This window comes from Arthrobacter sp. Hiyo1 (assembly GCF_001263615.2).
In the GTDB taxonomy this organism is placed as follows: Bacteria; Actinomycetota; Actinomycetes; order Actinomycetales; family Micrococcaceae; genus Arthrobacter.
Window position 1 is genome coordinate 162,951 of the sequence record NZ_DF952469.1, and the last position, 2,934, is coordinate 165,884.

At 62.1% G+C, this 2,934-nt stretch carries 4 protein-coding genes and 1 tRNA gene; 4 read left to right on the forward strand and 1 reads right to left on the reverse strand.

Annotated features, from left to right (window positions below; all coding sequences use genetic code 11):
* Window positions 1-119: 119 nt before the first annotated feature.
* Complete coding sequence (locus tag AHiyo1_RS05410; protein ID WP_059387861.1) at window positions 120-299, forward strand: glycine zipper domain-containing protein; 180 nt, start codon at window positions 120-122, stop codon at window positions 297-299.
* A 60-nt stretch (window positions 300-359) separates the two neighbouring features.
* Window positions 360-767 carry a hypothetical protein gene (locus tag AHiyo1_RS05415; RefSeq protein WP_059387862.1) on the forward strand — a complete coding sequence of 136 codons (408 nt, stop codon included), beginning with the start codon at window positions 360-362 and terminating at the stop codon, window positions 765-767.
* Between the two features lie 106 nt (window positions 768-873).
* Here AHiyo1_RS05415 and AHiyo1_RS05420 read toward each other — a convergent pair.
* A tRNA-Asn gene (locus tag AHiyo1_RS05420) sits at window positions 874-946 on the reverse strand.
* Window positions 947-1,152: 206 nt separating this feature from the next.
* On the opposite strand from AHiyo1_RS05420, the gene AHiyo1_RS05425 reads away from it, so the two are divergent.
* Both AHiyo1_RS05425 and AHiyo1_RS05430 read left to right on the forward strand, forming a co-directional pair.
* On the forward strand, window positions 1,153-1,923 hold the full coding sequence (locus AHiyo1_RS05425) for an MBL fold metallo-hydrolase (protein ID WP_059387863.1): 771 nt from the start codon (window positions 1,153-1,155) through the stop codon (window positions 1,921-1,923).
* A 184-nt stretch (window positions 1,924-2,107) separates the two neighbouring features.
* Window positions 2,108-2,934 (forward strand): polysaccharide deacetylase family protein (locus AHiyo1_RS05430; protein ID WP_148667477.1); only part of this gene is annotated, 827 nt, incomplete at its 3' end.

A 2,934-nucleotide genomic window follows, 5' to 3' on the forward strand; every position in this document is an offset into this window, starting at 1 on the left:
CTGTGGCTCGTCGTGCGGCCCCGGTCCGTCCCCTCCATCCACTGATGGTCCATCCACTGACGCGCCAGTCAACTGATTCGAGAAGCGCGGACGTCCCGATGCGGAAGTAGGCTCAAGGCATGACGCGCAAACCGCACCGCAACGGCAGGGGCCTTTTCCTCGGAGCGGTGCTTGGCGCCGTCGTCGGCTTCCTGCTGGGCCGCGGGGCCGGAAATCCTGTGTTCGGAGCCCTGCTGGGCGCCGTCGTCGGTTCCGCAATCCTCTACCGGATCAATCCGGGGCCATGGAAACGGGACTAAGGAGGCCTTCCGTTGCTTCGAGGCCTGTTCCCGGTCATGGCCCGGAGATAAAGTTGAGATGTGCCCCGTTGGCAGGAACTCCAGCCTATTCCAGCCCCATGGCAGCGCAAGGATGATGGCATCCTGCCGCTGTGGTGGGATCGTCTATGCACCGTGACAAGCCCGCAATCCGCGGCCCTTTATGCGGCTGGACTCTTCACGGAGGACCGCCGCAGGCCGATTGCGCAATGGTTCAATCCGACAAATGGCGCGGCCCTGCTCGTGGCACCGGAGACCTCCCCGGAATGGCCCGTCCAACGCTTCGGAATCTTCTACGCACCACCTGGAGGCGGATTCACGCGCGTCCACTCCGCCGCCCACGAATGGCATCCACGGGAGCCGAGGACGCCGCCAACCGAAGATGACGCCTTCCAGTCCGCCGTGGCCGAGGCAGCGAGATTCCTGCAAGTGGAAATGGACTTCGTGTGACGACGCGGCAATGAGATTCTGCACATTCGAATAATTACGCACATCAGACAAACCGAGGCAAAAAAGCAGGCCCCGCACCGATCTAAACCGGTGCGGGGCCTTTGCGCTCCTCCGACTGGACTTGAACCAGTAACCCTTCGATTAACAGTCGAATGCTCTGCCAATTGAGCTACGGAGGAATGAAGCGGTTATGACTTTAGCAAAGGTTTTGCCCCAAGTGAAATCGAGCCCCGGGCACCTCGGGAAGGGGGCCTGAATACCCCTCCCGGGTATCACCAAGACGGCAGGGCCGGGGCCCTCACCGAGGATAAGATGGTCCGGCGTACCTGAGGCGCATCCGAGCACGCATGTGGAGCCCCCGCGACACCTACAAACAGAAGGAAGCATGCCTAAGAAATGGTCAGCCGAGGACAACGTGACGGAAGTTGCCGAGGACGTCTTCTTCATCGAGGGACCTGCCGTCAACTGGACCATCCTCAAACGGGGCAACGAATTCACCCTCATCGACACGGGCTATCCCGGGAACTGGCCATTGCTCCAATCGAGCGTGAATTTCCTTGGACTGGGTATTGAAAATGCTGCCGGAGTTCTCCTGACGCATGGTCACTCTGATCACATCGGCAATGCCGCGAGAATATCCGCAATGGGCATTCCGGTATTTGCTTCCAACGCGGAGTTGCCAAACATCCGCCGGGAGGTCCTTGAACAGGTCACCGTGAAGGACCTTGGTTTGCGGATCCTCCGCCCCAGGGTCAGCGCGTGGGCGGTCCACGCCATCCGCTCCGGGGGCTTGTCGGACGTCGCGGTCCCGGGCGTCGCTGCGATGACCCAGGACATCCTGGACGCGCTCCCGGGATCTCCCCGGATCATTGCCACGGGCGGCCACACCAGCGGCCATGTGTCCTTCTTCGTCCCTTCAGCTAAAGCCGTGGTCACCGGGGATGCTCTCGTCACGGGCCACGCTGTCAGTCTGGTCCGCGGACCGCAGCTGTTGCCCGCCGTCTTCCACCACCACCCGTCGGAGACCTTGGCCAGCGTTGAGGTTCTCAGGCAGCTGGGCGCTGAGACCATCCTGCCGGGTCACGGGCCGCTGGTGAGCGTGCACGACGGGACAATCGAGCTCGTTTCTGACGGCAGGTACGCCCCTTTCGCTTGAGTCGACGGCCTCGTTTCGCTTGAGTCGACGGCCTCGGGGCCGGGTACGCGCATCGGAGCCTGAGTGGTAGGGCGGAAGACCGGGTCCAAAACGGGTACCACCCACTCTTAACCCGTGCCGTGCATAGCCACTAGGCTCCGGACCTGGGGATCTGACCCGGTCTGTTCAGAAAAAGGGGAAGCCGATGCGGCTCCTGACCATACTGTTCCGGCGGCCCACGTGGTTCCGCTGGGCCACGGCCGTGTCCGTGCTGTTCTTGCTTGGCTACTCCGCTGTCTACTTGGCGCCTCCCGCGCGTGCGGCACTCCCGAAAACAATCATCAGCCTGACGTTCGACGACGGCAATGCCGATCAGCTCCCGGCCGAACAGTTGCTGAAGTCGCTCGGATTGCACGGCACCTTCTTCATTACGACCAGCTGGATCGATAATCCGTCATGGCTCACCCGTGCCAATCTGAACAGCATCGCCGCGGACGGGAACGAGATCGGCGGCCACACCATCACCCACCCGGACCTCACCACCTTGTCCACGTCGGCCGCCACCAACGAGGTGTGCGGCGGCCGGACCACGCTTGCCAGCTGGGGGTTCAACGCCACCGATTTCGCCTATCCTTTCGCCGCTGAAAACTCGTCCGTCGAGCAAATCGTGAAGAATTGCGGTTTTGCCAGTGCCCGCAATTTGGGTGACATCCGTTCGCCCGCGAGTTGCTCCGGCTGCCCCTTCGCGGAAACCATCCCCCCGGCCAATCCATACAACACAGCGGCACCTGATGAAGTGGACAGCACCTGGACGCTACAAAACCTCGAAGACCTCGTGACCAACGCGGAACCGGGAGGAGGCTGGGTCCAGCTGACCTTCCACCACATCGCGGTCGGAACTGATCCCACGTTGACCATCGACCCGAACCTCTTCAAGACCTTTGTCACATGGCTCGCAGCGAGAACAGCCAACGGGACCACGTCAGTTCAAACGGTCGCCCAGGCCTTGGGCAATGCACCCGTTGCGGCGAC